This is a genomic window from Streptomyces sp. NPDC003027 (assembly GCF_053591435.1).
This window is the reverse complement of the sequence record NZ_JBSFTU010000051.1, coordinates 19,203-44,858: the sequence shown is the minus strand read 5'-3', so window position 1 is coordinate 44,858 and position 25,656 is coordinate 19,203. Positions and strand designations below refer to the sequence as shown.

The 25,656-nt window shown below is 71.9% G+C and carries 27 protein-coding genes and 1 riboswitch; of the genes, 16 read left to right on the top strand and 11 right to left on the bottom strand.

The window, feature by feature from the left end:
- Nucleotides 1-115 precede the first annotated feature (115 nt).
- Together ACWDX6_RS27145 and ACWDX6_RS27140 are read right to left on the bottom strand one after the other, a co-directional pair.
- Nucleotides 116-676: a type 1 glutamine amidotransferase domain-containing protein gene (locus ACWDX6_RS27145; protein ID WP_451487511.1), complete on the bottom strand. Its 561-nt coding sequence runs from the start codon at nt 674-676 to the stop codon at nt 116-118.
- A 92-nt stretch (nt 677-768) separates the two neighbouring features.
- A complete protein-coding gene (locus ACWDX6_RS27140) occupies nt 769-1,209 on the bottom strand; it encodes an OsmC family protein (protein ID WP_451487510.1) in 441 nt (146 codons plus the stop codon).
- 234 nt (nt 1,210-1,443) lie between these two features.
- On the opposite strand from ACWDX6_RS27140, the gene ACWDX6_RS27135 reads away from it, so the two are divergent.
- Entirely contained in the window at nt 1,444-1,752 is a 309-nt protein-coding gene (locus tag ACWDX6_RS27135) for a hypothetical protein (RefSeq protein ID WP_451487509.1), read from the top strand.
- 64 nt (nt 1,753-1,816) lie between these two features.
- Here ACWDX6_RS27135 and ACWDX6_RS27130 read toward each other — a convergent pair whose 3' ends face one another.
- From ACWDX6_RS27130 to ACWDX6_RS27120, 3 genes are all read right to left on the bottom strand, one after another.
- Nucleotides 1,817-2,875 (bottom strand): hypothetical protein, encoded by a 1,059-nt coding sequence (locus ACWDX6_RS27130; RefSeq protein ID WP_451487508.1) that lies wholly within the window; start codon nt 2,873-2,875, stop codon nt 1,817-1,819.
- An 88-nt stretch (nt 2,876-2,963) separates the two neighbouring features.
- Nucleotides 2,964-4,328 (bottom strand): (2,3-dihydroxybenzoyl)adenylate synthase, encoded by a 1,365-nt coding sequence (locus ACWDX6_RS27125; RefSeq protein WP_451487507.1) that lies wholly within the window; start codon nt 4,326-4,328, stop codon nt 2,964-2,966.
- A 224-nt stretch (nt 4,329-4,552) separates the two neighbouring features.
- Nucleotides 4,553-5,260, bottom strand: coding sequence for an NADPH-dependent F420 reductase (locus ACWDX6_RS27120; RefSeq protein WP_451487514.1), 708 nt, complete (start codon nt 5,258-5,260; stop codon nt 4,553-4,555).
- Nucleotides 5,261-5,653: 393 nt separating this feature from the next.
- Between ACWDX6_RS27120 and ACWDX6_RS27115 the strand changes: the two genes are divergently transcribed.
- The 4 genes from ACWDX6_RS27115 to ACWDX6_RS27100 all read left to right on the top strand — a co-directional run bounded on the left by ACWDX6_RS27115 (nt 5,654) and on the right by ACWDX6_RS27100 (nt 10,118).
- Nucleotides 5,654-6,940 carry a YncE family protein gene (locus ACWDX6_RS27115; protein WP_451487506.1) on the top strand — a complete coding sequence of 429 codons (1,287 nt, stop codon included), beginning with the start codon at nt 5,654-5,656 and terminating at the stop codon, nt 6,938-6,940.
- Nucleotides 6,941-7,028: 88 nt separating this feature from the next.
- On the top strand, nt 7,029-7,646 hold the full coding sequence (locus ACWDX6_RS27110) for a hypothetical protein (protein WP_451487505.1): 618 nt from the start codon (nt 7,029-7,031) through the stop codon (nt 7,644-7,646).
- Between the two features lie 197 nt (nt 7,647-7,843).
- Nucleotides 7,844-8,713, top strand: coding sequence for an RNA polymerase sigma factor SigF (locus tag ACWDX6_RS27105; protein ID WP_451487504.1), 870 nt, complete (start codon nt 7,844-7,846; stop codon nt 8,711-8,713).
- 196 nt (nt 8,714-8,909) lie between these two features.
- Entirely contained in the window at nt 8,910-10,118 is a 1,209-nt protein-coding gene (locus ACWDX6_RS27100; protein ID WP_451487513.1) for a phospholipase D-like domain-containing protein, read from the top strand.
- A 200-nt stretch (nt 10,119-10,318) separates the two neighbouring features.
- Here the strand turns inward: ACWDX6_RS27100 and ACWDX6_RS27095 are convergent, their stop codons facing one another.
- From ACWDX6_RS27095 to ACWDX6_RS27085, 3 genes are all read right to left on the bottom strand, one after another.
- Nucleotides 10,319-11,248, bottom strand: coding sequence for an anti-sigma factor RsbA family regulatory protein (locus ACWDX6_RS27095; protein WP_451487503.1), 930 nt, complete (start codon nt 11,246-11,248; stop codon nt 10,319-10,321).
- Nucleotides 11,245-11,538 (bottom strand): STAS domain-containing protein, encoded by a 294-nt coding sequence (locus ACWDX6_RS27090; protein WP_451487502.1) that lies wholly within the window; start codon nt 11,536-11,538, stop codon nt 11,245-11,247. Before ACWDX6_RS27090 ends, ACWDX6_RS27095 begins: the two co-directional genes overlap by 4 nt.
- A 239-nt stretch (nt 11,539-11,777) precedes the next feature.
- Complete coding sequence (locus tag ACWDX6_RS27085; RefSeq protein WP_451487501.1) at nt 11,778-12,020, bottom strand: DUF6411 family protein; 243 nt, start codon at nt 12,018-12,020, stop codon at nt 11,778-11,780.
- A 254-nt stretch (nt 12,021-12,274) separates the two neighbouring features.
- On the opposite strand from ACWDX6_RS27085, the gene ACWDX6_RS27080 reads away from it, so the two are divergent.
- Nucleotides 12,275-12,994 (top strand): leucine-rich repeat domain-containing protein, encoded by a 720-nt coding sequence (locus ACWDX6_RS27080; RefSeq protein ID WP_451487500.1) that lies wholly within the window; start codon nt 12,275-12,277, stop codon nt 12,992-12,994.
- A 32-nt stretch (nt 12,995-13,026) separates the two neighbouring features.
- On the opposite strand, the gene ACWDX6_RS27075 is transcribed toward ACWDX6_RS27080, so the two are convergent.
- On the bottom strand, nt 13,027-14,019 hold the full coding sequence (locus tag ACWDX6_RS27075; protein ID WP_451487499.1) for an endonuclease/exonuclease/phosphatase family protein: 993 nt from the start codon (nt 14,017-14,019) through the stop codon (nt 13,027-13,029).
- A 165-nt stretch (nt 14,020-14,184) separates the two neighbouring features.
- On the opposite strand from ACWDX6_RS27075, the gene ACWDX6_RS27070 reads away from it, so the two are divergent.
- From ACWDX6_RS27070 to ACWDX6_RS27055, 4 genes are all read left to right on the top strand, one after another.
- Nucleotides 14,185-15,402 carry an RNA ligase gene (locus tag ACWDX6_RS27070; protein WP_451487498.1) on the top strand — a complete coding sequence of 406 codons (1,218 nt, stop codon included), beginning with the start codon at nt 14,185-14,187 and terminating at the stop codon, nt 15,400-15,402.
- Between the two features lie 4 nt (nt 15,403-15,406).
- Nucleotides 15,407-16,321, top strand: coding sequence for a phosphatase domain-containing protein (locus tag ACWDX6_RS27065; protein ID WP_451487497.1), 915 nt, complete (start codon nt 15,407-15,409; stop codon nt 16,319-16,321).
- Between the two features lie 69 nt (nt 16,322-16,390).
- A complete protein-coding gene (locus ACWDX6_RS27060) occupies nt 16,391-17,503 on the top strand; it encodes a CapA family protein (RefSeq protein WP_451487496.1) in 1,113 nt (370 codons plus the stop codon).
- A gap of 66 nt (nt 17,504-17,569) precedes the next feature.
- Nucleotides 17,570-18,883 carry a phosphoribosyltransferase family protein gene (locus tag ACWDX6_RS27055; RefSeq protein WP_451487495.1) on the top strand — a complete coding sequence of 438 codons (1,314 nt, stop codon included), beginning with the start codon at nt 17,570-17,572 and terminating at the stop codon, nt 18,881-18,883.
- A gap of 14 nt (nt 18,884-18,897) precedes the next feature.
- On the opposite strand, the gene ACWDX6_RS27050 is transcribed toward ACWDX6_RS27055, so the two are convergent.
- On the bottom strand, nt 18,898-19,251 hold the full coding sequence (locus ACWDX6_RS27050) for a hypothetical protein (protein ID WP_451487494.1): 354 nt from the start codon (nt 19,249-19,251) through the stop codon (nt 18,898-18,900).
- A gap of 41 nt (nt 19,252-19,292) precedes the next feature.
- Here ACWDX6_RS27050 and ACWDX6_RS27045 point away from each other — a divergent pair, with 41 nt between their 5' ends.
- Both ACWDX6_RS27045 and ACWDX6_RS27040 read left to right on the top strand, forming a co-directional pair.
- On the top strand, nt 19,293-19,871 hold the full coding sequence (locus tag ACWDX6_RS27045) for a Type-2Aa cytolytic delta-endotoxin (RefSeq protein WP_451487493.1): 579 nt from the start codon (nt 19,293-19,295) through the stop codon (nt 19,869-19,871).
- 188 nt (nt 19,872-20,059) lie between these two features.
- A complete protein-coding gene (locus ACWDX6_RS27040) occupies nt 20,060-20,830 on the top strand; it encodes a hypothetical protein (RefSeq protein WP_451487492.1) in 771 nt (256 codons plus the stop codon).
- A 101-nt stretch (nt 20,831-20,931) separates the two neighbouring features.
- Here the strand turns inward: ACWDX6_RS27040 and ACWDX6_RS27035 are convergent, their stop codons facing one another.
- Nucleotides 20,932-21,849, bottom strand: coding sequence for a LysM peptidoglycan-binding domain-containing protein (locus tag ACWDX6_RS27035; protein WP_451487491.1), 918 nt, complete (start codon nt 21,847-21,849; stop codon nt 20,932-20,934).
- A 2-nt stretch (nt 21,850-21,851) separates the two neighbouring features.
- Nucleotides 21,852-22,011: riboswitch (cyclic di-AMP (ydaO/yuaA leader) on the bottom strand.
- 369 nt (nt 22,012-22,380) lie between these two features.
- Here ACWDX6_RS27035 and ACWDX6_RS27030 point away from each other — a divergent pair.
- The 4 genes from ACWDX6_RS27030 to ACWDX6_RS27015 all read left to right on the top strand — a co-directional run bounded on the left by ACWDX6_RS27030 (nt 22,381) and on the right by ACWDX6_RS27015 (nt 25,632).
- Nucleotides 22,381-22,764, top strand: coding sequence for a PadR family transcriptional regulator (locus ACWDX6_RS27030; RefSeq protein WP_451487490.1), 384 nt, complete (start codon nt 22,381-22,383; stop codon nt 22,762-22,764).
- Complete coding sequence (locus ACWDX6_RS27025; protein WP_451487489.1) at nt 22,754-23,329, top strand: hypothetical protein; 576 nt, start codon at nt 22,754-22,756, stop codon at nt 23,327-23,329. Before ACWDX6_RS27030 ends, ACWDX6_RS27025 begins: the two co-directional genes overlap by 11 nt.
- Before the next feature lie 275 nt (nt 23,330-23,604).
- Nucleotides 23,605-25,110 (top strand): carboxylesterase/lipase family protein, encoded by a 1,506-nt coding sequence (locus ACWDX6_RS27020; protein ID WP_451487488.1) that lies wholly within the window; start codon nt 23,605-23,607, stop codon nt 25,108-25,110.
- Nucleotides 25,111-25,275: 165 nt separating this feature from the next.
- Entirely contained in the window at nt 25,276-25,632 is a 357-nt protein-coding gene (locus ACWDX6_RS27015; protein ID WP_451487487.1) for a hypothetical protein, read from the top strand.
- Nucleotides 25,633-25,656 lie beyond the last annotated feature (24 nt).

Here is a 25,656-nt window from a genome sequence, read left to right as displayed (position 1 = left end):
ACCCCCTCCGGGGGGGGGGCGCCCGCGCCCCCCGGGGGGGCCCCGGCGCCGGGCCGGAAGGCCGTCGCCGGGGCCCAGAAGTCCGGGGCCGGGGAACTCCGCGGCCCGGGACTCCTCAGGACTCCGTCCCTCCCAGTGCTTCGATGATCGCCTGGGAGAAGGGCTCCAGGTCGCCCGGCTTGCGCGAGGTGATCAGCTTGAAGCCCTCGGAAGAGTCGACCACCACCTGCCGGTCCACCCACGTCCCGCCCGCGTTGGTCACATCGGTCCGCAAGGACGGGTACGAGGTCAGCTCCCGGCCCTTGACCAGCCCGCTCTCGACGAGCAGCCAGGGCCCGTGGCAGATCGCCGCCACCGTCTTGCCGGCCTCGGCGAACGACGTCACCAGCTCGCACGCCGCCTCGTCCATCCGGAGGTGGTCGGCGTTGATGGTCCCGCCGGGTACCACCACGGCGTCGAACCGGTCGGCCGACATCTCGCCGTACGTCGTGTCCGGCCGCACGCTGTCACCGGGCTTCCGGTCGGACACCAGGGTCTGGACGGTCTCCGGCCTCTGGGCCGCGATGGTGACCCGCGCGCCCGCCTCGCGCAGGGCCGCCACAGGCTTCTTCAGCTCGTCCTGCTCCGTGCCGTAGTTCGTCGTCATGACGAGCACGTGCTTGCCTTCGAGGGTCACGGTCGTCTCCTCCCGGTCGTCGGCGTCCGCGTCACTCCCTGCGTGTCACCGCGCGCCACGATCCCAAACCGGGACACTCCGGCCGCGCGGCGTCAGCCGGCCCGGAAGCCGACCGTGCCGTCCGGCAGGACCGCTTCCACCGAGGCGCCGTGCTCCACGGTCCTGCTCACCGTGCAGTGCTTCTCGTGCGTCAGCCGAACACCCCGCGCGAAGACCTCGGCGGCTCGCGGATTGCTCTCCGGAAGCTCGAACTCGTAACTCACCCTGATCCGGCCCACCCGCCCGTCGTCCTCCGGCCCCGACACCGACTCCACCACGATCCGCAGGTCGTCGTGGTCCACCGCGCGCGCCGTGCGGTCGATCACCAGGCCGCCGCACCCGCCCATCGCCGCGAGGAGCAGCTCGACCGGTGTGAACGACGGCTGGGTGGAGTCGTCGTCCGCCGCACCGATCCGGACCTCGGCGCCGCGGTCGTTGCGGGCGGTCCAGTCGCGGTAGCCGTTGCGGACGGTCTCGATGCGGTAGTCGGCCATGATTTCGGTGCTCCTTCGTCCGGGTACGGTGCGGTCGACCGTCCACGCAACCGCACCGTACCCGGCCCCGCCGGGGGACGCGCCGCTCCGGCCGCGTACTCGACGCGTCGGAAGCGGCCCTCGCACGTACGGAGTTCCGCCTCCTGCTGCCGTAGGCACTGAGTAGCCGCGGACGCGTGAACTGAGTACGGCGTCCGATGCCCGGCCCCGGCCCGCGCTGGTTCGATACGGACCATGACCTCGGACACCCGGCGCGACCGCCGCATGCAGCACGTCACGACCACCGGCTCGGCGCTGGCCGTGGCGCTCGTCCCCCTGGTCGTCGGCGTCCTGCTCGCGAAGTCGGTGGGAGCCGATCCGATGGCGCCGGTCAACGCCCTGATCACCAGCGGCGGCCAGCGTGCCCGCCTCTCCCGCTCCCAGCTGCGCACCTGCGGCGGACGGGCACTGCGCAGGGCGGGCGCCGGCGTGCGGTCGGTACGGCACGGGCGGGCGGTCGGCGCGTCGCGTGTCGTACGCGCCGGCCGTGCGCAGCAACTGTGACGCCCGCAGACCGCCATGGGCCTGGCGGCCGGCCGGGACGCCCGCGGGTGCCCTCCGGGAGAGGTCAGCCGGTGGGAAGACCCAGCCCGTAGTACCGGACGTGGTAACCGTCGACGTACTCGGCCTCACCGCCGACGATCAGATCGGCCGGCTCGCTCACCCCCGCCGCCCTGGCCGTCGCCACGAGCATCTCCGCGAGTGCGCGTCCCTTCGGTTCGCCGGGGCCGCCCGCGTCCACGCGCCACACCGGATCGTCGTCGCTCCAGACCGACGCCGTGCCGGGGTGCTGGGCGACCGTGCCCCAGCCGAGCGCGGCGGCGTCGACACCGTCCGGGGCGAAACAGCCGATCGACAGCCGGTCGCCGCACGACACGTCGAAGAGGAGGGGTGAGCCACTGCCCGTGCGCCCGTAGAACGGCATCCCGATCCCGATGCCGAGGGCGGTGGCCTCGGCGGGCAGTGCCCCCAGGAAGTTGTCGAGCGACCGGATGACGGTCTCCCACCTCTGTGCGGTCCAGCCGCCGGGGAAGCCGAGACCCGCGTTGGCCTGGTCGCGGTTGCTGCCGAAGAAGCCGCTGATCGAGTGCTCCTCGCCGATGCCCTGGCGCCAGAACCAGTTCTCCGCCGGGTCGGTGGGCTGCAGGACCAGTTCCGGCCCCGACGCCCCGGCACGCAGTTCCAGGGTGTCAGGCCGGCCGCGCCAGCGCGTGAAGGGGGCGCCCCAGAGCGGCCCGCTGTCGTAGAAGGGGCCCATGTCGCCGTGCGAGCCCATGACGGACGGCTTGCCCAGCGCGGCCGTCAACTCCTCCCTGACGGCGCGGAAGGCCGCGGCCTGCGCCGCGGCGTCCGGTGCGGCGCTCGCCACCGGGACCGCGAGCTCCACGTACGACTCGCCGTCGGCGTAACGCTCCTCGTACGTGCCCACCGGGCGCAGACGGGCGTCGCCCGACTGCCGGCCCGTGATCAGGACGGGCTTGTCCGGCGTACCGCTCCAGGCCCAGCCGAGCTCGGCCGCCAAGGCCCTCACCCCGTCCGGCGTCCAGCCGCCGGCGTCCGCCGCGACGAGCCGCCGGGCGAGATCCGCGATGGACTGGCCTTCTGTGCTTCCCCGTTGTCCGTTCATGCGCTCATCCTGCCGCATCCCAGGTCGGACGGGTTCTGCCGGGTGTACGGGCCGGCTCCGACCGTGACCGCGAGGTGAATCTTCGCGATCAGCCCGGCCGCGGGGCGTCCTGGAGCCGGCCGGTCACCACCAGGTCCCCGTCCGAGGTGCGCCGCGCGAGGACGCCGGTGCGGAAGTAGCCGTCGCTGGTGAAGGAGTGGGCGTTGTGGTCGGGCGTGCGGTAGTAGCCCCGCAGGGTGGACGGACCGCGGGCCAAGACCTCGCCGGGCTCCCCGTCGGGCACCTCCTCGCCGTCGCCGTCGACGATGCGGATCTCGTCGTCGGGCGAGAGCGGGCGGCCCTGCGTGGTGAGCACGGTCTCGTCCGGGTCGGCGGGCCGGGTGAGAGTGAGCACACCCTCGGGCATGCCGAAGACCTGTTGGAGGCGGCAGCCCAGTTCGGGGCCGATCCGTTCGGCGGTCGCCCGGTCCAAGGGCCCGCCGCCGATCTGTACGAGACGCAGAGCGCTCATGTCGGCCTGGACGGCGGGGAGTGCGTCGAGCCAGAGCTGGGCGGCGGAGGGCGTCAGCGACGTGAGGGTGACCCGCTCTCGTCCGATGACCGCGAGGCATTCGGCCGGGCCCGGGTCATCGACCAGGACGACGGTGCCGCCGACGGAGAGGGTGCCCACGATGCCGGGGCAGCCGAAGGTGAAGTCGGACGCGGCGGGCAGCGCGGCGAGATACACGTCGTTCTCGGTGAGCGCCACCGACTCGGCGACGGCCCCCGCCTGATAGGCGTAGTCGTTGTGGGTACGCGGGACGAGTCGGGGCGCCGCGGTGGTGTCACCGGAGGGCAGGAAGAACGCCACCTGGTCGGCGCTCCGCGCGAGCGCCGGCTCGGGCGGGGCGTCGAGGGAGCCCAGCGGGGAGTAGTGGCAGCCCGACGGGTCGGTCGTCAGACCGCCGGACGGGGACGAGGATCCGGGCGCCTCAAGAGTGAACACCCGGCGCAGGAAGGGCCATCGGGCCGCGATGTCCGCGGCCATCGCCGTGTGGTCGAAGCCCTGGTACGTCGAGGGACCGATATAGCCGGCCGCCTGGGTGAGACGCACGAGGTGGGACACCTCGGCCGTGCGGAGCGAGAGGGGGCAGAACACGGGGACCGCGCCGGCGCGCATCAGCGCGAACACGCAGACGACGAACTCGGGGACGTTCGGCAGCTGGACGACGACCCGTTGTCCGGGCCGGAACCCGCGCAGCCGGAGTCCGGCGGCCATGCGGTCCACGCGACGGTTCAGGTTCGCGTACGTGATGCGGGTGCCGCCGTGCACGAGCGCGGTTCGGGGGCCGTACTGCAGGGCCCAGCCGCGCAGCAGGTTGTCCAGCGTATTGCCACGCCAGTGCCCGGCCGCCCAGTAGCGGTCGACGAACTCCTCGGGCCAGGGCGTGCAGCCGTCGAGCATGGGTGGCATTCGCTTCCTTCTGTACCAGGTCCTGAGCCGGAAGCCGTGCGGGGCGTTGATGATCCAATCCGTCAACGCCCGTCGTCCGCAAGGCGCGTTCCCGACCAGGGACGCGGGACGACGTCAGCGGAACGTCCAAAGGAGCGTCGCTGACCAGGAGGAACGGCACGGGCTCCATCCCCCGAGGAGTGCAGCCGCGCGCCGGGCCTCCCCCACCGCGTCCGAAGGAACGGTCAGCCGCGGAACGCCTCGGGCCGTTCGGGCGAGGCCTCGGCCAGGGCCCGTGTCACAGCCTCGACCCCGCCGCGCAGGCCGTAGACCGGGGTGTCCGGCTGCTGGCGCCAGGAGTCGTCGATGCCACCCGCGTCGACGGTGTCGAAGCCGAGCTCGTCGATCAGCCGGCATACGGTCTTCTTGGCCACCTCGTCGTCGCCCGCCACCGGAAGCGCGATCCGCTCGGGGTCACCGGCCGGACGCGGCTTGTCCAGGAGGTCGTCGGCGTAGGTGCCGTTGAAGGCCTTGATGACGGGGTGCCCGAGGTGCTGTTCGGTCCAGCGGCTCTCGGTCAGTCCATCGTCCTCGATGGCGGCGATGCGACCGTCGCGCTGCTGCGGGTAGTAGTTGCCGGTGTCGATGACGGCGAAGCCGTCCACCGCGCCGTCGAAGAGGCCGGCGGGGAGGTCGGGGACGGCCTTGAGCGGAACGGTGACGACGACGATCTCGGCGCCGCGCGCCGCCTCGGAGACGGGAACGGGCGTCGCTCCGGTCTCCTCGGCGAGGGCGGTGAGGGTGTGCGGGCCGCGGGAGTTGGCGACGGAGACGTCGTGACCGAGGGCGGTGAGCCGGCGGGTGAGGTTGCCGCCGATGTTCCCCGCGCCGATGATGCCGATCTTCATGGAGCTTCCTTCCGAACCGTGCGGCGAAGTGCCACGCCAGGCCAGAACCGCCGGCCGCCTGGACCTATTCCTCGGTTGCGCCCCGCGCGGAGTGAGGGCCCGGCGTGGCCGAAATGCAACCCTCCGGAGGCAGGCGACGCCTTCGCCTCCCGACGAGCTTCCCCGTCCGCCCCACCGAACCGCTCGGCTTCGAGCCGCTGCCCACCACCCCGCCGATCCCCGCCTCGCCGGCCGACGGCCTCGGCCGCGCCTCTCCACTACGAGCGCGGCCCGGTGGCGCCCGCCGGGAGCCGGGAGCGGGGGCTCGGGCGGTCGGCGCACGATCCGACTTGTTTTCCGCACCGACTCTTGTGGCGGCGGCGGCAACTGCTTACTTTCGAGTAACTCGCTTTCGCCGCAAGGTCGTCGGCGGCCGGCCGTCCCCTGGAAGGAACCCGGATGTCTGCTCCCCGCACAGGTCGCGGCGCGCGCCGCCTCCTGCTCGGCTCCCTCGCCGCCGTCCTCGCGATCACCGCCGGCAACGGCGGAACCGTGGCCGCGGCGCCGAGCGACCAGGGCACCACCGGCCTGCGGGAGGTGATGTTCGTGGGCAACAACTGGGACGGCACCGCCGACGTCATCCGCTCCACCGGCGACTTCCGGCGGATCGGTCGCGTCAACGTGATCCCCGACCGCGAGCAGCGGATGTGGGAGATCGGCCTCAACCCCGTCAAACTGGCCTACTTCCTCGGCATCCGCCAGGGCCCCGGCGAGGGGCACGACCAGTTCGTGGACGACATGTACGCCACACCGGACGGCTCGGCCATGGTCGTCTCCCGCCCCAGCTTCGCCGACGTCGTCTCCCTCGACCTGCGTACGGGAGCGATCAACTGGCGCTTCCCCGTCTCGGGCTTCCGCTCCGACCACATGGCGGTCTCGCCCGACGGCACCCGCGTCGCCGTCTCCGCCTCCACCTCCAACACCGTGCACGTTCTCGACATCGTCACCGGCGAGGAGGTGGGCTCGTTCGCCACCGGCGACAAGCCGCACGAGAACGTCTTCAGCGCCGACGGCCGCTACCTCTGGAACATGTCGATCGGCGAAGTCACCACGGCCCTGGACGAGCCGTGGCTCGACTGGACCAAGGGCGACCGCCGCATCACCGTCGTCGACGCCCGCACCTTCGAGCCCGTACGGGTCGTCGACATGCGTGCCCGCCTCGACGCCTTCGGCCGCGAGGACCTCTCCGACGCCGTACGGCCGGTGGCCTTCACCCCCGACGAGTCCACGCTCTACTTCCAGGTCTCCTTCTTCAACGGATTCGTCGAGTACGACGTCGCCGCCGACCGGATCACCCGCGTCAAGGAACTCCCCAAGAACGCGGCGACCGACCCGAACCGCACCACCTGGGTCAACGACTCGCGCCACCACGGCATGTCGATGAGCCCGGACGGCAAGCGGCTCTGCGTCGCCGGCACCATGGACGACTACGCCACGGTCGTCGACCGGGCGACGCTGAAGGAAGGGCCGCTGGTCGAGGCGGCCAAGCCCTACTGGGCGACCGTCAGCGGGGACGGCCGTTCCTGCGTCATCTCCGAGAGCGGCGCCGACCGGGTGACGGCCCTCGACTTCGCCACCGGCCGCAAGATCGCCAGCGTCGCCGTCGGCGATCACCCGCAGCGCATCCGGCTCGCCCGGATCCCCGCCGACTGGAGCGGCCCCACCACCGGTCCGTCAGTGGAGTGAGCGGCCCGCGCCCGGCGCACGGAGGCGTACGGGTGCGCCAGGGCGCGACGGAGGTGTACGCCTCGGGGCGGGGGGAAGCCTCCCCGCCGTGAACCAGGACGAGCCGACACGGCCGACACACGAGCCCCAGCTGCGCAAGACGTCGTTCACACCCGAGGACGAGGCGAGACACCGCCAGGACTTCCTGGCCGGCACGGTGTTCGTCGCCGCGGCCGGGATCATGTCGGCGGGGGACGGATCGGGCCTCGAACCGCTGGAACCGCTCTTCGTCGTCTACGTCCACGAGGACGAGCGGACCTTCGGCGTCATACCGCAGCTTCGCGAGGCGTTCGCGATCCTCGACGAGGGGGGAGGCGCGGACACCTACGGCCGGATGGAGGTCGCCACCGGCTGGTCCGGCATGGGCGGCCGGGACCCGCTGCTCAAGCTGCACCTGCGGTTCCTCGGCCCCCGCCCCCGGGCCGGCTCGGCCCAACTGGTCCTCCCCGGCAGGCGGTACGCGACGGTGTGGCGGCACATCGTCGACGGCGGACTGATCGGCATCAGCTCCCAGGAGCGGATGGAGCGAGCCGTCGGCGGCCCCGGCGCGTCCTTCGCCGACGGGATCGACGCCTGCGTCCTGCTCGCCACCGGGACCTCGCCCGTCCTGGAGCAGTTCATCGACGGCTACGGCTGGCCCCGCCGCGCACGGTCGGCGCCCCACTGACCGGAGAGGCCGGCCGGGGCCTGTCCCGCCCTGACTGCCGCCGGACACCGGCTGGAGCGCGACCGCACTCGGCCCGACGCCTCGTCGGGCGCGTCGACCAGGCCGACGGCGAGCTCGATCGGGCGAGAGGCGCACGCATGCTCGGCTCCGCTGTGGGTAGGCGGGCTCCCCACGGGGGTCGAGATGAGTGCCGGCTGATGAGGGAGGGCCCGAGAGTGCTGACGACGGCTAAGAGGACGCAGGTGGAGAACGATGTGGCGTGCCTGCCGTCGGTCGACAATCCGCTCCAGGTCGCTCCCAAGGACGCCCGCATCCTGTCGAAGCTGTTCTTCGAGCAGTTGGCGGTGCTGGAAGAGGGCACCCACGAGCACCAGTACGCGCGCAACACTCTCATCGAGATGAACATGTCGCTCGTCCGCTATGCGGCAGGCCGCTTCCGCAGCCGTGGCGCCGACGAGATGGAGGACATCATCCAGGTCGGCATGATCGGCCTGATCAAGGCGATCGACCGCTTCGAGCTGACGCGCGAGGTCGAGTTCGCCACGTTCGCCGTCCCCTACGTCGTCGGCGAGATCAAGCGGTTCTTCCGCGACACCTCCTGGGCCGTTCACGTCCCGCGCCGTCTCCAGGAGGCGCGTGTGGAGCTCGCCCGCGCCACCGAGGAGCTGGGCACCCGGCTCGGTCGCACCCCCACGGTCAAGGAGCTGGCCGAGCTGATGAGCCTGTCGGAGGAAGAGGTCATCGAAGCCCGTCTGGCCTCCAACGGATACAACTCCTCCTCCCTCGACGCCACGATCAATGGCGACAACGAGGACGGCGAGGCCGCCCTCGCCGACTTCATCGGCGCCGAGGACCCCGCCATGGAACTCGTCGAGGACTTCAACGCCCTCGCGCCCCTCATCGCCGAACTCGACGACCGCGACCGGCAGATCATCCACATGCGCTTCGTCGAAGAACTCACCCAGTCCCAGATCGGCGAACGTCTCGGCTGCTCCCAGATGCACGTCTCCCGCCTGCTGTCCCGCACGTTGAAGCAGCTCCGCGAAGGCATGCTCACCACTCGGTGAGCAGGGCTCAGGGCGCGCCACGCGAGGTGTTCCCCTGGCGCGCTCCCGCCGGGTCGGGGGGAGGGTCGGTACGGGCGTGTCGAGGCTTGTCACGCGATCGGCCGGTGATGCCGCCCGGCTCCTCCGGCGCCGGTGTCTCCCGTCGGCGCCCATCCCTTCTCTGTCGGTCAGGTGAGTCATGACACGTACGCACGAGATGCGGGAGTCGAGACAGGAGGCCCCCGGCGATCCGGCCCCTCCGCTTCCGTCCGGTGAACGCAAGCACCGCCTCCGGCGGCGCCTGGAGCGTCTGATCGGTATCGCCGCCACGGAGGGGAACTCCGTGACGGCCCTGCGCAACGGGGACGAGATCTTCGAGGCCATGCTGGCATCGATCCGTTCCGCCGAGCACACCGTCGACATGATGACCTTTGTCTACTGGCGCGGGGACATAGCGCACGATTTCGCCCGGGCTCTGGCGGAGCGGGCCCGCGCAGGGGTACGGGTGCGTCTGCTCCTGGACGGGTTCGGCAGCCGGCTGATCGAGAAGGAGCAGCTGGTGGCGATGGAGCAGGCCGGAGTCCAGGTGTCCTGGTTCCGCAAACCGCTCCACCTCTCGCCGTTCAAGCAGAACCACCGCTGCCACCGCAAGGTCCTCGTCGTGGACGAGCACGTGGCCTTCACCGGCGGCGTCGGGATCGCCGAGGAGTGGTGCGGCGATGCCCGCAACGAGAGCGAATGGCGCGACACCCACGTCGAAGTACGGGGTCCCGCGGTGGACGGCATCGCCGCCGCGTTCGCCCAGAACTGGGCCGAGTGCCATGACGCACTCTTCGACGAGCGCGACCGCTTCGTCGAGCACGAGCCGCAGGGCGATGCGGTGGTGCAGGTGGTGCGCGGTTCGGCCAGCATCGGCTGGCAGGACATGCAGACGCTGATCCGCGTGATGCTCGAATCCGCCGAGGAGCGGGTTCGCCTGGCGACCGCCTACTTCGCCCCCGACGCCTACTTCGCCGAGCTGCTGTGTGCCACGGCACGGCGCGGGGTCGAGGTGGAGATCCTGCTCCCGGGCCCTCACACCGACAAGCGGGTCTGCCAGCTGGCCGGGCAACGCTTCTACGAGGTCCTGACCGCTTGTGGCGTGAAGATATACCACTACCAGCCGACGATGATGCACGCCAAGATCATCACCTTGGATCGGACCGCTGCCCTGATCGGCTCGACCAACTTCAACCGACGGTCGCTCGACCACGACGAAGAGGTCATGCTCGCCATCCTGGACGAGACCTTCACCGCCACGCTCGACGAGCACTTCGACCGCGACCTGGAAGTGAGTGAGAAGATCAGCGACGGCCGCTGGAAGAAGCGCTCGGTCGTCCAGCGTGCCAGGGAGGCGGCCGTCCTCCTCGTACGCCGCTTCCTGTAGTCCTCCGCCCAGGAATGCTTTTCGGGCGGAGAGAGGCCGGTCGTTCAGTGCTGATTCTCCGGCCGCGACCGGCGAGGCTGATGGTGGGGGCGGACCGGAGCGCGCCGGATCGGCCGTCGCCCAGGCGGAGCAGCCGGTGGGATCACGGCCTGCCGTCCGTGCGCGGACGGCAGGCAGGTGGAGCGGCGCGGCTTGGGCGATCAGCGGTTGAGGTAGAAGCGGACGGTCGTGCCGTCCTCGGCCGTGTGGACCCGGACGAGGTCGGCGAGATAGTTGACCAGAAGAAGACCACGCCCACCCAGTTGGCCACGTGCCGGCGGTCGGCGGCCGGCGAGCGGGTCGGCCAGGCGGCCCCCGTCCCGGACCTCGCACACGACCCGTTCGCCTTCCGCCCACATCCGCAGGGTGCCCGAACCACCGCCGTGGACCACGCTGTTGGTCGTCAGCTCCGCCACCAGAAGCGCGAGGTCCTGCTCCCGGTCCCCGGTCAGGCCCAGCACCTCGGCCTGCTTGACCGCGAAGTAGCGGGCCGCTGGAAGCTCCTCGGCGCCGAACGCGATGGCGGCGGCGTCCACCGGATACGCCAGGGGCTCGTTGTAGCGGGCGACAACCGTGTGCCAGTCGTAGGCCTCGCTGCTCAGTTCACGGCCCTGGTCGATGACCGTGGGATGCGTGGCCCAGGCGTCAGCGATCACCTCGGCATCCAGGCGTACCGTGTCGTAGGGGCACAGGATGGTCGCGTCACGGCCTTGGAAGGCCGCGTTGATCAACGCCTCGTGCTGCACGCACGCCGGATATTCCGTGGCGGTGCGGCCGGCCCAGATCGGCTCGCCGATGATGCGGACGCGGCCTTCCCCGTGGGCGTCGGCGAACGCTCTCAGCACTCCCGGGATGATCCGGCCGGGATTGCGGCCGGCTTCCGTCATGTCGAGGAACTGGACATCGTCCGCGCTCGACCCGAGGGCGGACTTGATCAGTTCGAGGTTCGGGCCGGGCACCGCTACCGCCACGGCTTCTCCGGCGGCCAGGCCCTCCTGTACGAAAGGCACCGTCCCGGCTGTGTACTCCCGCTCGTCCCGGTAGAACAGCGCCGGGTGCACGAACGACTCCTCAGTGGCAACCGTATTCATCGCGGCACCACCTCAATGGTCGGCAGATCGGGCCAGAAAATATCCAATATGCGCCGTAGCTCGGACGGCGGTTCTTCCAGAATGATGCGGCCACCGGACAGCTTCAGTGAGGTGACCGCCAGAGCCGCCACACCGGCGACGTCGACGAACTGCAGTTCTGACATCTCCACGTAGGAGACGTCCTCGTGGCACCGTGCCATGGCCGACAAGGCGTCTTCCCAGGAAGTGCGGGTGAGTACGTTGATCTCGCCGGTGGCGCGTACTCCTGGACGACCGGACAGGGGACCCACCTCCAGTAGAGCCCTGCCTGGCGACGGCGTGGGGCAGGGCCCGTCCGCGTCGTGTGGGGCATCCACGCTCTGGTCTCCTACGTCGGCGCCGGTGGCCGCTCACCGTTGCCCGGTCCACTTCCGTTGGCACCGCGCGGCCTCTCTCCCGAGCCCGCAGCTTATCCGATGGACGACGCGCCGGGCACCCAGGGCCCCGCCCGCCGCCGCCCGGCCGCCCGCGGGCGATGCCGTGTGCGGAGTCAGAACGGCAGGCGGGACCGTCCCTTGCGCCCGGCGCGAGCGCTTCGCCCGGCAGCGCGGTTACTGCTGTGGAACGGCTTGCTCAGCCAGCGGCCGAGGAAACCCGGAGCCTTGTCGGCACCTCGTGCCCCTACCCCCAGGGACTTCTGCGCCCCTTTCTGCGGGCCGTGGGACAGCTTCGGCACCAGAAGCCCCAGAATGAACAGAAGGACACACACCCCGACGACCACCGCTACGACCATGATGTTCCCCTTCGTCCGACTGCTCGTTATGGAGGCCGCCTACCCCGCTTGGGGAAGAACACCGCCGCCATGGGGGAAATCGCGGGGCGTCACGGGTTACGGAGAGCCGCCGAGCGTCCTTGGGCCATGCTCTGTGCCCTGGTCGCCGATGTGGCATGCCGTCGGACTCCCCGGACTGCCTCACTGCGCCGACCCTGTGGCAAGGTCGGGGCGGAGCGTCGCCGGCCCCGTCCCGAGGTGAAGGGAAGCCTGACATGAGCCTCACGGTGAACCTGTGGCGCCGACGACTCGGTCATGTGCCGGAGTCGGTCTGGCACCACACCGACCTGCGCGTCCTCATCCTCGCGGACAACGGGCTGACAGCGCTCCCGCCCGAGATCGGGCGGCTGACGCGGCTGCGCACACTCGATCTCGGCCACAACGCCCTCGCCGAACTGCCCGAGGAACTGGGCGACCTGTCGGGGTTGAGCGACTGCCTCTATCTGCACGACAACAGGCTGACCCGGCTCCCCGCCGGCCTGGGCCGGCTGACGAACCTGCGCTATCTCAACGTCGGGGAGAACCCGCTGTCCGCCCTTCCCGACACCCTGGGCGACATGACCGGACTGGTCGAACTGCGCGCGCAGCACAGCCGGCTGACCTCGTTGCCCGACTCCGTCGGCCACCTCGCCGGCCTTCGCGAGCTGTGGCTGCGCGGCAACGACCTTTGCCGCCTGCCGGACTCGGTCGGCCGCCTGCGCGAGCTACGCCACCTGGACCTGCGGGAGAACACACTGGCCGAGGTGCCCGACTCCCTGGCCCGTCTGCCTCTGCTGCGCCAGATCGACCTGCGGAGCAATCGCATCGACCGGCTGCCGGAGTGGCTCGCGCGGATGCCGTCGCTGGAGAAGCTGGACCTGCGGTGGAACGAGATCGACCCCGAACTGCCGCTCGTGGCGGAGCTCCGGCGCCGAGGGTGTGTGGTCCTGACCTGACTCCCGGTCGCGTCTCCTCGGCGATCCACCGCTCAGAACCGCACCCGCGCCGCGACGGGCAGATGGTCGCTGCCGGTGTCCGGCAGCGTCCACGTCTCGACGACCTTCGCGCCGCGCGCCAGCACATGGTCGATACGGGCCAGCGGCAACCCGGCCGGCCAGCTGAACGCGAACTCCGCCCGGCTGCCCCGTACATGCGTGGTCACCGGGCGCAACCCCCGGTCGTCCAGGGTGCCGTTCAGGTCGCCGAGAACCAGCACCGTGTCCTCCCGCTCGCCCGCGAGCGCGCGGCCCAGCAGAGCCGCGCTCTCGTCGCGCCACCCCGTCGCGTACCCCTCGGTGAGGCGCATACGGACCGACGGCAGATGCGCCACATAGGCCGCGATGTCCCCGCCCGGTGCTCGCACCACGGCGCGCAGCCCCCGATCCCAGCCGGGGCCCACCGCCCGGGGCTTGATGTCGACACGGGTGACGTCCTTCACGGGGTGCTTCGACCAGAGCCCCACCGTGCCGACGGTCGCGTGATGGGGATGCGTCCGGGCGAGCGCCGCGCGGTACACCGGCAGAGAGGCAGGGGTCAGCTCCTGGAGAGCGACGAGGTCGGGGTCGGCGCCGAGGACGGTCCGCGCCACGCGCGAGGGGTCGGCGTTCTCGTCGCTGACGTTGTGCTGCACGAGCGTCATGTCGTACGTGGCCGGCTCCCGAGGCAGCAGGGCCTCGCGGAACACGCCCGCCCAGACGGCCGCGAGCACCAGGCAGGCCACCACCGCGACGCCCGAGCGGCGCACGGCCCCCAGGACGAGCCCGGCCGGCACCGCCGACCCCAGCCACGGCAGGAAGGTCTCCAGCAGCCCGACGGGATGCCCCGGCAGCCGGGGGAGCGAGGAGTGGAGCAGCAGGGCGCAACCCAGCACGGCCGTCACCGCCGCCGTGACCAGCCCACGGCGCCGCCGCACCCCCGGAGTCCCCGTCCGCTCTGCCACGACCGTGCCGTCCTCTCCGGTGCCCCTGTCATCAGCCGTCATCGGCACTCATCGGCGCGGGGCGGTGCGCCGATGACAGGGACGCCGGAGGCGCCGATCCAGTTGCGGCGGGTCACGAACCGGCGCCCTGCCGCGCGCACGCCTAAATCACTGTCGCCCACGGGTTCCCGTACATGACAATGAGTCACCACGAACCAGGAGGAACCCATGAGCCAGGGCACCCTGACTCTGCACCGTCTGCTGCCGCCCGAGGAACTGGCCGCCGCCCTCGACGCCGGGCACGTCACTCGCAAGGCGCACCCCGAACTGCCGCTGTCGATCTACACGTACACACGGTCGTGCCAGTACGAGCGGATCTGGAACAGGGTGACCACGCGCTGCCGTGGGCTCGTCGCCGACGACGTCACCGGGGAGATCGTCGCCCTGCCCCTGCCGAAGTTCTTCAACATCGGCGAGCACGAGGCCGGGCAGCCCTACGCGCCCGCGCTGCCCGACGAGCCGTTCGAGGTCTACGACAAGGTCGACGGCAGCCTGGCGGTGGTCTTCCACTACGCGGGCCGGTGGCGGGTCGCCTCCAAGGGGTCGTTCATCAGCGCGCAGGCGACGTGGGCGCAGCGCCGGCTCGACCGCACCGACACCGCGGCGCTGGTCCCCGGGGTGACCTACCTGGCGGAGATCCTCTACCCGAAGAATCGTATCGTCGTCGACTACGGCGACCGCCGTGACCTCGTGCTCCTCGCCGCCTTCGCCGCCGACGGCACGGAGATACCGCTCGCCGACGCCGCCGCCCACTGGCAGGACATCGGCTCCGTCGTCACGGTGTGGCCCGCCATGGAGATCGACGAGCTGATCGCGATGACGGAGTCGAACACCCTGCCCGGTGGGCGCGCGGCCACCGGCATGGACGCCGAGGGATTCGTGCTGCGCTTCGCCTCGGGCGTACGGGCGAAGGCGAAACTGTCCGAGTACGTACGGCTCCACAAGGTCCTGACCGGTGTCACCGAACGGGACATCTGGCGCAGCCACGGCATCCAGCGCTTCGCCGGGATGTCCGTCAAGCGGCTCGCCCAGGGCCTGGGCTGCTCGGTCGCCGAGCTGGTCGGCATCAGGGCCTCGGGCGGCCGGCCGCTGGACGCCCTGCTCGAACAGGTCCCGGACGAGTTCGACGCCTGGGTGCGCGGCGTGATCGCACGCCTGGAGGACGAGGCGGAGGCGCGGAGGCGCGCCATCGACGACGCCTACCGGAGCATCGCCCATCTGGCCGACGACCGGGCCGCGTTCGCCCGCGCCGTACGCGACCTGCGCGACGAGGGCCTCCGGGCGGCGATGTTCCTGCGCCTCGACGGGCGGCCGACCGACCTCGTCGTCTGGCGCGCCGTGCGCCCGGAGGCGGCCGACCCCTTCACGACCGACCAGGAGAACTGAGACCGTGCCAGTCGTACATGTCATGACCGGGCTGCCGGCCTCGGGGAAGACGACGGCCGCGAGGGAGCTCCAGACGCGGTCCGAGGGCCGGATGCGGCGCGTCAACCTCGACGACCTGCGGACCATGCTCGACCTGCCCGCCCCCGAACGGGGCCGCTCGCACGCGCACGAGCAGACCGTCCTGGGCATCCAGGACGCCGCCGTGCGCGCGGCCGTCGACGGCGGATTCGACGTCGTGGTCGACAACACGCATCTCACGCCCCACGTCCCCAAGCGTCTCAAAGCGGCGGTGGCCGGCCGGGCCACCTTCGTGGTCCACGACTTCACCGGTGTGCCGGTCGAGGAATGCGTCCGCCGCGACGCCGCACGGGCGCGTCCGGTCGGCGAGGAGATCATCCGCATCCTCGCCGACAAGCACGCCAAGGCCACCAGGGGCGGCTGGCGGCTGACCGACGCCTGGCTGAACGACCGGCCCTCCGTCACGCCGTACGTTCCCGATCCCGCGCTGCCGTCCGCGGTGATGTGCGACATCGACGGCACCCTCGCCCTGCGCCGGGACCGCAGCCCGTACGACTTCACCCGCTGCCATCTCGACGCGCTCAACGGCGCCGTACGGGACGCCCTGCGGGCCTTCCAGGGCGCCCACCGCGACACGATCGTCCTTCTCTCGGGACGCGGCGAGGACCACCGCGCGATGACGGAGGCATGGCTCCGGCAGCACGAGGTGCCCTACGACGAGCTGTGGATGCGGGCGTCGGGTGACGGCCGCGCCGACGACATCGTCAAGGCCGAACTCTTCGACGCGCATGTCCGCCACCGCTACGCCGTACGCGTCAGTCTGGACGACCGCGACCGTGTCGTCGCGGTGTGGCGCCGCATGGGCCTGCCGACCTGGCAGGTCGACTACGGCGACTTCTAGCGACGAGCGGCCCGCCTCTCCCGGGCGCGGGCCGTTCGTCCGCCCCCCTGCCGCGCCTACCCTGGACGTATGGGCACTGACCTGGTCAGGCTGTTCCTCAGCGGAGACGTGATGCTCGGCCGGGGAGTCGACCAGATCCTTCCCCACCCCGCCGATCCGGTCCTCCACGAGCAGTACGTGCGTGATGCACGGAGCTATGTGGAGCTGGCCGAGGCCGCGAACGGGCCGATCCCCCGGCCCGTGGACTTCGCCTACCCCTGGGGAGACGCCCTCGGCGCCCTCGCCGCCGATCCGCCCGACGTCCGCGTCGTGAACCTGGAGACGGCCGTGACGGCGGACGGCGACGCGGCCCCCGGCAAGCCCATCCACTACCGGCTGCACCCCGCCAACCTGCCCGCCCTCGCCGCCGTACGCCCCGACGTGTGCGCCCTGGCCAACAACCACGTACTCGACTACGGCCCCCGCGGCCTCGAGGACACCCTCGACGCTCTCGCCGACGCCGGGCTGCGCACGGCCGGAGCCGGCCGGGACGCCGACGAGGCGCGGCGGCCCGCGGTCGTCCGCCTCCCCGGCGGCGGCCGGGTGCTCGTCTTCGCCGTCGGCATGGCCTCCAGTGGCATCCCGCCCGGCTGGGCCGCCGGCCCGCAGCGGAGCGGCGTCCACTACACCGCCGCGCCCAGCGGCGCCGCCGCGGCCCGCCTCAGCGCGCGCGTACGGGACGAGAAGGGCCCCGGCGACATCGTCGTCGTCTCCCTCCACTGGGGCTCGAACTGGGGTTACGCCCTCACGTCCGCCGACGTCGCCTTCGCGCACGCCCTCATCGACGGCGGTACGGACATCGTGCACGGGCACTCCTCGCACCATCCACGGCCGCTGGAGGTGTACCGGGGCAAGCTCGTCCTGCACGGCTGCGGCGATCTGATCAACGACTACGAGGGCATCGCGGGATACGAGCGGTACCGCGACGACCTGCGGATTCTCCCCATCGTCTCCGTGACCGCCGAGAACGGCGGCCTCCAGGAGGTGCGCATGATCCCCCTGCGGGCCCGGCGCATGCGGCTGGAACACGCCTCCGGCCGGGACACGCGGTGGCTCCACGGCGTCCTCGGCCGGATCAGCCGCCCGCGCGGTGCGCGGGTGGACCTGGCCCCGGACGGCACGCTGACCGCCGCGGTCGCGTAGCGGCGCGCGCCGAGCGAGAGGCACGCGCCCGCGCACCGCTCTCCAGACCAGGGAGTCGAACACGCCATGTTCTTCACCGACCGCACCGACGCGGGCCGGCAACTCGCCGCCCGCCTGGACCACCTCAAGGGCCGTGACGTCGTGGTCCTCGGGCTGCCGCGCGGCGGCGTGCCCGTCGCCGCCCAGGTGGCCGACGCCCTCCGCGCTCCCCTGGACGTCTGCCTGGTACGCAAGCTGGGGGTGCCGTACCAGCCGGAGCTGGCCATGGGCGCCATCGGCGAGGGAGGCGTACGGGTCGTCAACGAGCGGGTACTGCGCGAGACCGGCGTCTCCGACCGTGCCATCGCGGACGTGGAGGAGCGCGAGCGCGCGGTCCTCGCACAGCGGGCCCAGCGCTATCGCGGGTCGCGGCAGCCGGTCCACCTGGAGGGCCGGACGGTCATCGTGGTGGACGACGGCCTGGCGACCGGAGCCACGGCGGTCGCCGCCTGCCGGGTGGCCCGGGCCAGGGGCGCCGCCCGGATCGTGCTCGCCGTCCCGGTCGCGCCCCACGGTTGGTCCGCCCGGGTCCGGGGGGAGGCGGACGAGACGGTGGCCGTGCACGAGCCCGACTTCTTCTACGCGATCGGCCAGTTCTACAGCGACTTCTCCCAGACCGCCGAGGAGGAGGTCCTCGCCCACCTGGAGCGCAACCGTGCCTCGCACGGCACGGCCGCCGCACCCGCCGGCGGCATCACCCCGCAGGACACGGACGTGGACATCCCGCTGGACACCGTGCGGGTCTCGGGACGTCTGAAGGTCCCCGAAGGGGCCACCGGGATCGTGCTCTTCGCGCACGGCAGCGGCAGCAGCCGGCACAGCCCCCGCAACCGCGCCGTGGCCGGCGCCCTGAACCGCGCCGGCCTGGGAACGCTCCTGTTCGACCTGCTCGACGAGGAGGAGGCGGCCGACCGGGCCAACGTCTTCGACACGGCGCTGCTGGCCGACCGCCTCGCCCAGGCCACGGCCTGGCTCGCGGACCGGCCGGGAACGGGAGGGCTCCCACGCGGCTACTTCGGCGCCAGCACCGGCGCGGCCGCCGCCCTGTGGGCCGCCGCGGACCCGTCCGCCTCCGTCGCCGCGGTGGTGTCGCGAGGCGGCCGCCCCGACCTCGCGGGCCCCCGCCTCGCCGAGGTCCGGGCCCCCACCCTCCTGATCGTGGGCGGTGCCGACCCGCTGGTCCTCGACCTGAACGAGGAGGCGCGCAGGCGACTGCGCTGCGAGAACCGGCTCGTGGTCGTCCCCGGCGCCGGCCACCTCTTCGAGGAGCCCGGAGCCCTGGAACGGGTCGGCGACCTCGCCGCCGACTGGTTCGCCGGCCACTTCTCGGACACGCCCTGAAGACCGTTGCCGTACTAGCCGGCCGCCGACCGGCGCGCGGGGCTGTCGAAGGACTCGACGGGGTTCAGGCAGGGGAGCGTCTCGCACGGCTGGCCGGTGAAGAAGCGGACCATGAGGTCGGCCAGTTCGGCGTCGCGTTCGATCTGGACGAGGTGATCCGACTCCTTGATTCCCCGTGTCCACCGAAGGTCAGCCCTGCGCAGGGCAGTGCCACGCCGGACGGCCACGGCCCGGCGCGAGACATCGACCGACGGCGGGGACGGCGCGCGGCCGCCGACGGTCCTCGGGCGGGCGGTGGCCGGGCCCCGTGCGGGCGGCGCCGTCCGCACGGCGGGACGCCGTCGCCCCGCGGACCGCCCCCTCGGCATACTGACCCCTCCTTGATCAGCCCGACACCGCAGGAGGAGCATTGACCGCCGACTTCAAGACCGTCATCGAGGTGGGCCCGGGCCATCTCGACCAGGCCCACGCCATCGACCGGTTGTTCCAGCAGGCGATCGCCCCGGCGACCGTCAACTTCGACTTCGACAACATCAGGGCGGCGGCCGCCGCCATACCCGACAGCGACATCGTGAAGATGGTCCGCGGCTGGGGACTCCAGGAGAACGCCCCCGTGATGGTCATGGTGCTCTCCCTGAAGGAGGCCGTACGCCAGGCGCTCCCCGGAGAGTTCGCGGACGCCGCCTTCTGGGGCACCATCGAGAAGGAGCTCGTCCACGCGTTCACCGGCCTCGCCGCGCAGGAGGGCGAGCCGGGGCTCTCGTACTACGAAGAGGCGGAGGACCGGACCAGCTACTACCGGGACCTGTTCTTCGCGCTGCAGGACGAGGAGACCGGCGCGTACATGTACGCGATCGCCTTCTGCATCGACGTGACCGTCGGCCTCGACAAGGCCCGGGTCGGCGCCCTGGAGATCGCCGACGTCGCCCCGTACGCGATCCGCCTCAACGCGATCGTGGTGCGCCAGCGGCTGGGGCTCGCCGCCTGATCCTCCTCCGGAGGGCGACCACCCGCCCCGGCCCGCCGTCCCGGGCCGGACGAGGACGCCGCCGCCATAGGGGCATCGGCCGGTCGCGTGCCCTGGACGGGTGAGTGTGCGGGCCGGGGGACAGAGTCGGACGCGGATCGGGTACGGATCGCTGCGTTGCTTCCCCCAACCTCGGAGGATGCTGTCCCATGCCCGTCCGCAAGGCCGCCGCCCGAGCGCTGATGAGCACCCTGTGCGCAGCGCTGCTCCTCGCCGCCTGCACGAAGACACCGCCCCTGCCACCCATCACGGGAGCGGCGGGACCGCCCGGCCAACGAGACGCCGCACCCCACGACCGCCCCACCCCTCCGCCGACGCCGTCCTCGGCCGACCGCATCCCGGGAGTGGGACCGCTCACCCGCGGGCGGGTGCCCGACGGCACCGGGCAGGCCCTCGTCGTACTCGGAGAGACGGCGGACACCAACCGGGCCACCGCCGTGCTCTACGAACGCGACGAACGCAAGCAGTGGCGTCGCGTGGCGGGACCGTGGTCCGCGCACAACGCGCTGCGCGGCTGGACCCCCCGCCATGTGGCGGACGATCTGCGCACCCCGATCGGCGTGTTCCGCATCGGGGACGCCGGCGGACGACTGCCCGACCCGGGCACGCTGCTGCCGTACGACCAGGACGAGGAGTTCGCGCTCGACGGCACCGGCTTCGCCGGGGAGCCGCTGGAAGGCTCCTTCGACTACGTGATCGCCATCGACTACAACCGCGTTCCCGGTACGACCCCGCTCAACAAGGAACGGCCCCTCGGACTCGGGCGGGGCGGAGGCGTATGGATCCACGTCGACCACGGCGGACCCACCCAGGCGTGCGTCTCGCTTCCCCGCGACGTCATGCCGCGACTCCTGCGCGCGCTGGACCCGCGGAAGGAACCGGTCGTCGTCATGGGGCCGAAGGCGGACATCGCACGCTGAGTGCCGACGTTCCCCGGCCGTCGGCCCCGCTCCACCGCAGGACGAACGTACGAGAGGGGCTCCTGGCCGACGGCCCGGAGCCCCTCCTGCGCGGCGCCGGATCAGTAGGGGCCGTTGACGTTGTCGATGGAGCCGTAGCGGTCGGCGGCGTAGTTGCACGCCGCGGTGATGTTGGCGACCGGGTCGAAGAGGTCCATCGACGTACCGGGCACGTGGTAGGCGAGGAAGGTCGGCTCGATCACCTGGAGCAGGCCCTTCGAGGGGGTGCCCTTCGCGGCGTTGGAGTCCCAGAGGTTGATCGCCTGCGGGTTGCCCGAGGACTCGCGCATGATGTTGCGGTGGATGCCGTCGTACGTGCCGGGGATGCCGTACCGGGCCATGACGTCCAGCGACTCCCGGATCCAGCCGTCGAGGTCGTTGGTGTACTGCTTGGCGGCCGATGGGGCGGCCGGGGCAGCCGCCGTGGCCGCCGTCGGCGCCTGGCCGGCGGCGCCGCGCTCCTGGGAACGGCTGGCGCGGTCGGTGGTGGACGTCGCGGCCTTCTTCGGCTTCGCCTCGGCCTTCGGCGCTGCCTTCGCCTTGGCCTTCGCCTTAGTCTTCGGCTGCGCCTCGGGGGCGCCCGCCGACTGCTTGCGAATCGTCAGTTCGAGACCAGGGTGAATGAGTGACGGGTTGTCACCCACGGCGCTGCGGTTGATGCGGTACAGGACTTTCCAGCCACCCGGAACCCTCTGCTCCGCCGCGATCACCGAAAGGGAGTCACCGCGCTCCACCGTGTACTTCTCGGCGGCGGTTCCGGGTGTCGCGGGAAGCGTTTCTCTGATCTTTTCGACGGTCCTCGCGGCGGTCTTCTCCGCGGCGATTCCGGTGGGAGCGCCGGCCGCCGTGGCGGGAGCGGCGTGGGCGGCGGCGGTCGCGACCAGGGGCAGGGCCAGTGCGGCGCCGCCCGTACTCGCGAGGGCGATGCCCCGGGAGAGAGGGCGTGGCTTGGGGCGCCGGTGCTTACCGTGTGCGGGCATGACGAGTTCCTCTCCGGCGCCTGCGGGGTGAGCTGTCGGGTTCGGGCTGGAGATGCCCGGCCGCACGCGTGCGACTTCACCCCGATCCGATCCGGATTTCCGAACCGGAGAGAAAAGTGGGTCCCCCGCTCCTGCCGACGGGTGAATAGGCGGTCTTTCGGACGGTGGCAGGATTCGGCGATCCGTCCGAATGCAGGTGACCGTAGGCGAGGAATGTCGCCGAAAACAAGTCTCCCGGCCCCCGGGAATTCCGGAATGCGGACGACGTGTGTGACGCCGCCCTCGGTGCGGGGTCCGAACGCGCCGAACTCCCTTTGCGGGTATGCCGAGGGGCGGGGGAGAAGGCGGTTCCGTCGACCGGCCGTGATTCACGTCACCCAGTGACCGATATCGCCCTTAACTGGAAATTCACCTCCCTGAGGAGAATCGAAAAGAAAACGAATAACGCCCCTTCCTGTCCCTTTTGGTGCTTTATCTCCCCGCGTGGCCACTGCCTTGCGGCGCAAGGTAGTGCTGTCTATCATGCACCGCATGACAAAGGAGCTGCCGGGCGCCGGTGACCAGCGGCGCAGCCAGCTTCTGCGCGGAGTGCTCGACCTCTGCCTGCTCGCCCTGATCGCCGAACGCCCCCGATACGGCTTCGAGTTCGTCGAGGCACTCACGGACAGCGGGCTGGAGCTGGTCAGCGAGGGCAGCATCTATCCCCTGCTGTCCCGGATGGAGCGGGCCGGACTCGTCGAGTCGTTCCGCGCGCCGTCGTCCAGCGGAGGCGCACCCCGGAAGTACTACCGGCTGACCGGGGCGGGCCGCGCCGAACTGGACCGGGGGCGGACCGTCTGGCGCACCTTCGCCGCGCAGGCCGGCCGTGTCCTCACCGACACCGACGAACCCACGGGGGAACAGCATGACAACTGAGCAGATACTCGCGGTCTGCCGCAGCAACTGGGAGTACCGCGGCCTCGACGACGCCGCCGTCCGCGACATGCTCGCCGAGCTCTCCGCCCACCTCCAGGACGCGGAGGCCGCCGGACGCGCACCACGCGACGTCGTCGGCGAGGACGTCAAGGCGTTCGCCGCCTCCTGGGCCCGGGCGCGCAGGCCGCTGCACCACAGAGTCCTCCGGATGGGCGCGATGGTCCTCTTCGTCGCGGGCACGCTCCTGCTGGTCACGCACCTCCTCCGCTGGGCGCCGGCCGTGGACATCACCGCGGGCCGCCTGGCCTTCTGGCTCGCCATCGCCGTGGTCACCGTCGTCCTGGAACTGCGCCGCGGCTCCCTCGGCCCGGGCAGGAGCTGGCTCCTGGCACTCCTCGTCGGCATGCCGGTCCTCCTGCTCACCGACGCGCTCACGGGCGACGCCCCGCTCTTCCGCCTGCCGCTGTGGGGCACGGTGCTGCTGACCCTGCCGGGACTCACGTACGCCGTCGCCGAGGCGCGCGCCGAGAAGCGCCGGCCCGCCCCCGCCGCCGACCGCGCTTGACACGGACTCACCGCCGACAGGACCTGACGGCGTCTCACCGCCGACCGCACCTGACGCCGATTCAGAGCCGAACCGGACACGACGCCGTCTCAGAGCCGGACCGGACGTGCCTCGGCCGGTGTGGGCAGCCGGCCGAGGCAGGACGGTGCGGCGCCGCGAGTCCGGCCGTATCGCCGCAGGTGAAAGCCCGATAACCCGATTGCAGGGCTCTGTGTGCCGTGGGAGTCTGTGCTGCCGCGCGGACGGACCGACGGCGAGCGGAGGGGGAAACATCTGTGGGTGCGTCAGCGGCACGCGACATCGTGGCGACGAAGCTCGGCACGGTGCGGGGGGAGACCAGAAACGGGCTGCGCGTCACACGCGGAATCCCCTACGCCGCCCCGCCGTTCGGAGCCGGCCGGTTCCGCGAGCCCCTGCCCGCCGAGCCCTGGGACGGGGTACGAGACTGCACCCGCTTCGGTCCCGTCTCCCCGCAGTCCGCCGAACTGCCCGGAGCCCCGGTCTGGCGCCCCGGCGACGAGGACATCCTCACCCTCAACATCTGGTCGCCGGCCGAGACGTCCGGCCCGCTCCCCGTGCTGTTCTGGATCCACGGCGGCGCCTACACCTTCGGCTCCTCGGCCCAGCCCGACTACGACGGGTCCGCGCTCGCCCGGACCGGACTCACCGTGGTCACCTGCAACTACCGTCTGGGCTTCGAGGGATTCGGACACGTCCCCGGCTTCCCCGACAACCGCGGCCTGCTCGACCAGATCGCCGCACTGGAATGGGTACGGGACAACATCACCGCATTCGGCGGCGACCCGGACCGCGTCACGGTGGCCGGACAGTCCGCGGGCGCCGGCTCGATCGCCTGTCTGATGAGCGGCGCGCGAGCCGGCGGACTCTTCCGCCGCGCCGTCGCGCACAGCGTCCCCGACGCCTACTTCCCGCCGGAGCTCGCCGCCGGGCTCGCCCGCAAGGTGGCGCGGGCCGCCGGTGTGGAACCGACCTCCGAGGGGCTTCTCTCCGCGACGCCGCAGGCCCTCGTCGAGGCCTCGGACCGCGTGGTCGCCCAGTACGCGGCCGACCCGGAGTCAGGACCCCTCCACTACGACACGGTCATCTACGGCCCGGTCCTCGACGGGACGCTGCTCACCGCGGACCCGGTCGACGCCTTCTCCGCCGGCGCCGGCCGTGACGTCGACCTCCTGGTGTGCCACACCACCGAGGAATACTGGCTGATGCGGCAGGTCGGCAGCATGCCCCCGGTCACGACCGAAGACGGCCTGGCACGCTTCGCCGCGGAGTACGGCCTTCCCGGCGACCTCGTCGAGCGGTACCGCGCCCTCCTGCCCGAGGAGCCCGTGCTCGACCTCCACCTCGCGCTCGCCGGTGACGCGCTCTTCGCCACCCACAGCGTCCGCCTCGCGCAGGCCCACGCCCGGGCCGGCGGCCGGACCCACCTCTCCCGGTTCGACCGCCGCCGTACCCGCCCCGACGGCACACGGGTACGGGCCTGGCACGCCGCGGACGTCCCCTTCGCCCTCGGCACCCTGGACGCCGCCGGCGTCGACTTCCTCACCGGCGGCCCCGTCGACGCGGACGACCGCGACCTCTCGCGGCGCATGGTCCGCGCCTGGTCCGGCTTCGCCACCGCCGGCGACCCCGGCTGGGCGCCGCTCGACGGCCCGTCCGGAACTCCGGTCCACGTCTGGGCCGTCCCCGGCGACCGCGAGGAGGGCCCCTCGGCGACCCACGCCCTGTGGCACGACGTACGAGCCGCCGCGCTGCGGCTGTGAGACGCCCCCGCCGACCCGACCGCCGGGACACCCTCGGCAAGCGGGATAATCGGCGTGTCGACCGACACGTCGATCGCCCAGTCAAGCCATGTGACAGGTGAAGCCGCACGCGACGCCCGGCCGTGCCCCGGCCCGGCGTCGCGCCGCAGGAGAGGAAGACCACCGATGGACGTCCAGCACTTCGAGCGCGTCAACGCGTTCATCGAGGCGCGCCTCCGCCCGCTGTTCGACGCCGAGACGGGCAGCGAGCACGGCTTCGGCATGGACGACACCTCCCGCTCCCTGCGCGCGCTCCTCAACACGGTGAAGGCCGCGGCTGCGGTCAAGGGCCTCGCCGCGCAGCGGGCCGGCGCCGACCGGGTGACGCGCGACATCATCGACCAGGCGCTGGAGCACAACTGGGACGTACTGCGCGGTGTCGCACGACACTGGGAGGACCACCCCGACTTCCTCCGCGAGTTCAAGCGCCACGCCTGGGAGCTCGACGAGAGCCCCGCCGCCGCGGCCACCACGGAGAACTGACCCGGGAGAGCGCTCTCGGCGCTC

Excerpts from the sequence above, each read along its gene's own strand:
- ACWDX6_RS27140 (WP_451487510.1), bottom strand. The coding sequence starts at position 1,209 with ATGGCCGACTACCGCATCGAGACCGTCCGCAACGGCTACCGCGACTGG.
- ACWDX6_RS27135 (WP_451487509.1), top strand. The coding sequence starts at position 1,444 with ATGACCTCGGACACCCGGCGCGACCGCCGCATGCAGCACGTCACGACC.
- ACWDX6_RS27130 (WP_451487508.1), bottom strand. The coding sequence starts at position 2,875 with ATGAACGGACAACGGGGAAGCACAGAAGGCCAGTCCATCGCGGATCTC.
- ACWDX6_RS27125 (WP_451487507.1), bottom strand. The coding sequence starts at position 4,328 with ATGCCACCCATGCTCGACGGCTGCACGCCCTGGCCCGAGGAGTTCGTC.
- ACWDX6_RS27115 (WP_451487506.1), top strand. The coding sequence starts at position 5,654 with ATGTCTGCTCCCCGCACAGGTCGCGGCGCGCGCCGCCTCCTGCTCGGC.
- ACWDX6_RS27105 (WP_451487504.1), top strand. The coding sequence starts at position 7,844 with ATGAGGGAGGGCCCGAGAGTGCTGACGACGGCTAAGAGGACGCAGGTG.
- ACWDX6_RS27100 (WP_451487513.1), top strand. The coding sequence starts at position 8,910 with ATGCGGGAGTCGAGACAGGAGGCCCCCGGCGATCCGGCCCCTCCGCTT.
- ACWDX6_RS27095 (WP_451487503.1), bottom strand. The coding sequence starts at position 11,248 with ATGAATACGGTTGCCACTGAGGAGTCGTTCGTGCACCCGGCGCTGTTC.
- ACWDX6_RS27085 (WP_451487501.1), bottom strand. The coding sequence starts at position 12,020 with ATGGTCGTAGCGGTGGTCGTCGGGGTGTGTGTCCTTCTGTTCATTCTG.
- ACWDX6_RS27080 (WP_451487500.1), top strand. The coding sequence starts at position 12,275 with ATGAGCCTCACGGTGAACCTGTGGCGCCGACGACTCGGTCATGTGCCG.
- ACWDX6_RS27075 (WP_451487499.1), bottom strand. The coding sequence starts at position 14,019 with ATGACGGCTGATGACAGGGGCACCGGAGAGGACGGCACGGTCGTGGCA.
- ACWDX6_RS27070 (WP_451487498.1), top strand. The coding sequence starts at position 14,185 with ATGAGCCAGGGCACCCTGACTCTGCACCGTCTGCTGCCGCCCGAGGAA.
- ACWDX6_RS27060 (WP_451487496.1), top strand. The coding sequence starts at position 16,391 with ATGGGCACTGACCTGGTCAGGCTGTTCCTCAGCGGAGACGTGATGCTC.
- ACWDX6_RS27055 (WP_451487495.1), top strand. The coding sequence starts at position 17,570 with ATGTTCTTCACCGACCGCACCGACGCGGGCCGGCAACTCGCCGCCCGC.
- ACWDX6_RS27050 (WP_451487494.1), bottom strand. The coding sequence starts at position 19,251 with ATGCCGAGGGGGCGGTCCGCGGGGCGACGGCGTCCCGCCGTGCGGACG.
- ACWDX6_RS27040 (WP_451487492.1), top strand. The coding sequence starts at position 20,060 with ATGCCCGTCCGCAAGGCCGCCGCCCGAGCGCTGATGAGCACCCTGTGC.
- ACWDX6_RS27035 (WP_451487491.1), bottom strand. The coding sequence starts at position 21,849 with ATGCCCGCACACGGTAAGCACCGGCGCCCCAAGCCACGCCCTCTCTCC.
- ACWDX6_RS27030 (WP_451487490.1), top strand. The coding sequence starts at position 22,381 with ATGACAAAGGAGCTGCCGGGCGCCGGTGACCAGCGGCGCAGCCAGCTT.
- ACWDX6_RS27025 (WP_451487489.1), top strand. The coding sequence starts at position 22,754 with ATGACAACTGAGCAGATACTCGCGGTCTGCCGCAGCAACTGGGAGTAC.
- ACWDX6_RS27015 (WP_451487487.1), top strand. The coding sequence starts at position 25,276 with ATGGACGTCCAGCACTTCGAGCGCGTCAACGCGTTCATCGAGGCGCGC.